We start from the raw sequence: 5058 nt of genomic DNA, 5'->3' as shown, positions 1-5058 counted from the left end.
ATTGGCATTGAGCACCGTGAAGATGTCTTCGATGCTGATGCCTTTCGTCTTCGCCAGCTGACGATTGACGTCGATGAAGAGCTGCGGCGAGTTCGCTCCGAACGTGCTGAATACGCTGGTGACCTGGGGCTCGCCGTTCGCCACATAGATGAAGCCGTTGAGCACCGACGCCAACGATTGCGGCGATCGGCTCTCGGTATCTTGCAGGACGAACTCGAAGCCACCCGTGGTGCCAAGTCCTGGAATGGGCGGCGGCGTGAACGGAATAATGACCGCCTGTGGAATCGCGGCGAATCTCGGCGCAATATTTTGCATGATTGCGCGCAAGCCTAGCTCAGGCGTATCGCGCTCATCCCAGGGCTCCAAAACGGCGATGATAAAGGCCGCGTTCGGGATGACCGTCCCTTGCAGGATCGAGTAGCCGCCAACGGCGATCACGTTTGCAACGCCGGGCGTGTTCTCGAGGATGTTTTCGACTTCCCTCAACACCGCCGTCGTTCGCGGCAAGGCGGCACCGTCCGGAAGACGCATGTCGATGAAGATCGAGCCGCGATCCTCCGGCGGAATAAAGCCGGTGGGCGTCGTGGCGCCAAACCACGCAGTGCCCCCGAACACGACTGCAACCAGCGCCAGGGCGATCACAGTCCGGCGGATCAGCGCGCGAACCAACACATTGTAGCCTTTGCGGGTCCTATCGATCCCCCGCTCGAACCAGGCGAGCGGCCCACCACGCGCCGGTTTTGGAGGCTTGAGAAGCGTCGCGCACAAGGCCGGGCTCAAGGTCAGTGCATTGATCGACGACAAGGCAACCGCAACAGAAATTGTCGCCGCGAATTGCTCGAACAGCCGGCCGGTGAGCCCAGGCGTGAACGCGGCCGGTACGAACACCGCGAGCAACACGAGTGTGGTGGCTATAACCGGCGCGGTAACCTCTTCCATGGCCTTGCGCGTAGCGTCCGGCGGGTTCATGCCGTCTGCCATGTGGCGTTGCACATTCTCGACAACGACAATGGCGTCGTCGACCACCACACCGATGGCGAGGATCAGTCCGAACAGGCTGATCGTGTTGATGGTGAAACCAAGCGCCAGCAGCGCCGCGAACGTCCCGATCAGCGAAACGGGAATGGCGATGGCGGGGATCAGCGTCGAACGCCAATCCTGCAAGAAGATGAAGACGACGAGCACCACGAGCGCGAGCGCTTGGAGTAGCGTAACGACCACTTCTTTGATCGAGGTCTCCACATAAAGCGTGGTGTCGTACGTGACCTGATACTGCAGATCGTCTGGGAAACGCTGCGCCAGCCGGTCCATTTCGGCGCGAATTGCCTTCGCCACGTCGAGTGCGTTCGCGTCGGGGAGTTGATAGACGGCCAGAAGCGCCGCGGGCTTTCCATTGAGCTGTCCGAACCAGCCGTAATTCTCCGCGCCGAGCTCGACCCGTGCCACATCCCGCAGCCTGACGACGGATCCGTCGGAGTTCGCAACGAGGATAATGTTCTCGAACTGCTCGACGTCTTCGAGCCGTCCTTGCGCCGTCAAGGTGTACTGGAATTGCTGCGAAGACGGCGCGGGCTCCTGGCCGATCGCGCCAGGCGCCGCCTGGATGTTCTGGTCGCGGATCGCGGCGATGACATCGTTCGCCGTTAGCCCCAAAGCCGTCAGACGGTCGGGCTCAAGCCACATGCGCATGCTGTAGTCGCGCGCGCCCAAGTTTGAGACCTTCGAAACGCCTTTCACCCGCGACAGCGTGTCGAGCAGATTGATGCTCGAATAGTTGGACAGGAAGATGCTGTCGTAGGTTTCCCCCGGCGAGTAGACGGAGATCACCATCAACATGCTGGTGGAGGTCTTCTCTGTGGTGATGCCTTGACGTTTCACCTCCTCCGGCAGCTTCGGCGTTGCCTGCGAGACGCGGTTTTGCACGTTGACCTGTGCCGTATCGCCGTTGGTCTCGATCGAGAAGGTCACGGTCAATTTGTAGCTGCCGTCATTGGCACTCTTGGAGGACATATATGTCATGCCCTCCACGCCGTTGACCTCGGCCTCGATTACCGCCGCCACGGATTCCGCAACGACGCTCGCATCGGCGCCGGGATATTTCGCCGACACCTCGACCTGAGGCGGCGTCAATTCCGGATATTCGGCGATTGGGAGTACGGCGAGCGCCAGAAGGCCGGCAATAACTGTGACGATCGCGATGACGAACGCGAACTTTGGACGGTCGATGAAGAAAGCGCTGAGCATGGCCTAGGGCGTGCCTTGCGGGGCCGGTTCCGGCTCGGGATCGGCTTGTGGCTCCGGATCGGGCGTCGGGTCCGGTGCGCCGGATTCAGTTTCGGGCGAGGGTTCCTGGTCGATCATTTCCGGTTTTTCCGCCTGCGTGCGGTACGACACGCTCACCTCGGCGCCGGGGCGGACCTTCTGGATGCCCTCGACAACCAAAGTCTCGCCTTCTTGAAGGCCGTCAAGCACCACCACGCCGGTCTCTATCCGATTGCCCGTCTTGATCGGGCGCGCTTCGACGCGGCCCTCGCCGTCAACAATGAGCACGAACGGGCCGGCCTGGTTTTCCTGCACGGCCGACTGCGGGATAACAATGCGCTTCTCCGGCGTCGTACGCGCGAGCAACACGCTGACATACTGGCCGGGGACGAGCATGCGGTCGGGATTGGGAAATTTAATCCGAACATTGATCGTACCGGTTGCCGGGTCGACCTTGTTGTCGACAACGTCGACCTCACCCGGAAATTCGTAGAGCCGGTTGTTGGCGAGGCGGATTTGCGGCGTGAAGCTCTTCGCGTTGCCTGCCTTCCTCGCTTCCGCATAATCGAGATAGTCGCGCTCACCGACCGAGAAAATCACGTCGATTGGGTCGAGTTCGAGAACCGTTACCAGGACCCCGCTGTCCGGCCCGATGAGATTGCCCACATCGACACCCGAAATTCCGGTGCGCCCAGCGATGGGCGAGGTGATTGTGGCATAGGACAAATCGAGCTTGGCGCGCTCGACTTCCGCCTGCCCCGAACTCACCTCGGCCTTAGACTGCTCGGCCTTGGATTTCGTGATGTCGAATTGCGACTCGCTGACCGCTGGGCTGTCTTTCTCGACCAGGGTCGTATAGCGCTCGAGGTTGCGCTCGTTCTCGTTGTAGCTGGCTTGGGCCTTTGCGCGCTGCGCCTCGGCGGACAGTAGGTTCGCCTCGAACTCGGCCGGATCGATCTCGAAGAGGACGGCGCCCTTTTTCACCTCTTGGCCTTCCTCAAACGGCCGCTTCAGGAGCGTGCCGTCCACGCGCGCGCGGATATCGACGCGCTGGGAGGCCTCGGTACGGCCGACGAAGTCGGTCTGATCCGTCACATCTTTGGACGTCACCGCCTCAACAACGACGCCAGGGAGCGGGGCGTCTTCGGCATCGGATGTCTTGCTGCGGTCGGAGCAGGCCGCGAGGAGGAGTGCGGGAATCAAAATGGCACCGCTCAAACCCCGGAACGCCACGATGCTAAACCCGCGCATTGAAAACCCCTCGCTCCGCCCTGCCACACGTTTCGGGCGATGCTAACCCACGGCGCCATAGAGGCAAACTGCCATATGCCGGGACATTTGCCAGTGCCCCCGTCATGGGCTTGATACGGACCGATTTCCGGCACACCTTGGGGCCTGATCGGAAATAGTCGCGTGACTGGAGAACTGCTCAATGCCTTTTGCCTTTGCCCGCAAGGAGCGCATCGCCATCCTCCTCGCGCTTGTTTTGGTGAGCGGCGCCGCTCTCGCGCAGCCCATGCAGAAACGGGACGGCGTCAATGGCTGCAGCATCGCCGAAATCGAGACAGAGTCCGGCCTCGTTTGGCGGCACACCATTGAGCTTCAGGTTCCGGAGGACGGTTATTGCCGCGTCTATATCGGCGAGGACAAAGACCGCAAGACCTGGAAGTATTGCTGGCTCAAGCGCGCGCCGGACAATCCGGTATCGGCGACCTGCGATGAGCCCATCGACGACAAGGACTTCGACGGCTGGAAGGCAAAGGCTGTCTGCGGCAAATACAACTCAATAGCCTATTGCCGGCGCGAGAAGCCGCTAATGCCGACCCCGCGCTAGGCCGACCTCAACCGAGCCGTGGGAAGAGCGCCGCGGGCGCCCCAAAATACTCCGGCCAGGACACCCACGGAACGTCGGTCGCGCAGATCACCTGCTGGCGCACTTGCCAGCGGCCGTCTTGTCTGACGAGGAGCGCGTGGACATACCCGCCGCACATGTCGTCGGCGACAGCGTCCGCATGCTCGCCAATCGACCAGTCTACGGGCCGGCCATCGGGCCGCAGCGGGTCCGCTTCGAGGAACGCCCAGCGTCCGCACACATTATGGTTCGAGACCACGAAGATAACGCGCTGACCGAGCTCCTTGCTCACTGGCTTGCGGACCGCGTCCAGGATTGCCTTTCGCTCAGCGCTATCGCGCGCAGGCGTATAAGGACACTCTTCGGCCGCGGACGGCACAGCAACCGCGACGGCGGCGGTAAAGAGCAAGGCCGTCACGATCAGCTTCAGCACAGGCCTCTCGATCGGCACGCGCCTCGTTTCGGTGATCTGTACATATTGTAGCGTCATCTCACCTTGACGAAACTCAAAGCGCGAAACGCATGCCGGACGACCGATCCGTCTAGCCTCGCTTGCCGCCGCCCTTCCGCGATTTGGCGGATTTCGGTTTAGGTTTGGGCTTCGGACTAGGCTTTGCGCTGGCGGCTTTTGGCTTGGGTTTCGGCCTCGGCTTCGCGGCGGCCTTCGGCTTTGGCTTCGCGGCAGCCTTGGGCTTAGGCTTCGGCTTCGCGGCAGCCTTGGGCTTAGGCTTCGGCTTCGCAGCGGCCTTCGGCTTGGGCTTCGGCTTCGCAGCGGACTTAGGCTTCGGCTTGGGCTTCGGCTTCGCGCTGGCGGCCTTTGGCTTGGGCTTCGCGGCAGCCTTGGGCTTAGGCTTCGGCTTCGCGGCAGCCTTGGGCTTAGGCTTCGGCTTCGCAGCGGCCTTCGGCTTGGGCTTCGGCTTCGCAGCGGACTTAGGCTTCGGCTT

General features: G+C 61.9%; 5 protein-coding genes. 2 read left to right on the top strand and 3 right to left on the bottom strand.

Features of this window, described 5'->3' with window-relative positions; translation table 11 throughout:
- Nucleotides 1–2244, bottom strand: a 2244-nt coding sequence (locus tag ABY454_RS11990) for an efflux RND transporter permease subunit (RefSeq protein ID WP_372930964.1), incomplete at its 3' end; no start/stop codon positions are given.
- A gap of 3 nt (nucleotides 2245–2247) precedes the next feature.
- Nucleotides 2248–3513, bottom strand: coding sequence for an efflux RND transporter periplasmic adaptor subunit (locus tag ABY454_RS11985; RefSeq protein WP_372930962.1), 1266 nt, complete (start codon nucleotides 3511–3513; stop codon nucleotides 2248–2250).
- A 181-nt stretch (nucleotides 3514–3694) separates the two neighbouring features.
- Here ABY454_RS11985 and ABY454_RS11980 point away from each other — a divergent pair, with 181 nt between their 5' ends.
- Nucleotides 3695–4096, top strand: coding sequence for a hypothetical protein (locus tag ABY454_RS11980; RefSeq protein ID WP_372930960.1), 402 nt, complete (start codon nucleotides 3695–3697; stop codon nucleotides 4094–4096).
- Between the two features lie 7 nt (nucleotides 4097–4103).
- On the opposite strand, the gene ABY454_RS11975 is transcribed toward ABY454_RS11980, so the two are convergent.
- The gene (locus ABY454_RS11975; protein ID WP_372930959.1) at nucleotides 4104–4604 is read right to left on the bottom strand and encodes a hypothetical protein; all 501 of its coding nucleotides are present in this window, start codon (nucleotides 4602–4604) and stop codon (nucleotides 4104–4106) included.
- 62 nt (nucleotides 4605–4666) lie between these two features.
- On the opposite strand from ABY454_RS11975, the gene ABY454_RS11970 reads away from it, so the two are divergent.
- Nucleotides 4667–5058, top strand: a 392-nt coding sequence (locus ABY454_RS11970; RefSeq protein WP_372930958.1) for a hypothetical protein, incomplete at its 3' end; no start/stop codon positions are given.

This window comes from Methyloceanibacter sp., from assembly GCF_041573655.1.
Lineage (GTDB): Bacteria > Pseudomonadota > Alphaproteobacteria > Rhizobiales > Methyloligellaceae > Methyloceanibacter.
The sequence above is the reverse complement of the archived record's forward strand: the minus strand, read 5'-3'. Positions and strand labels throughout refer to the sequence as shown.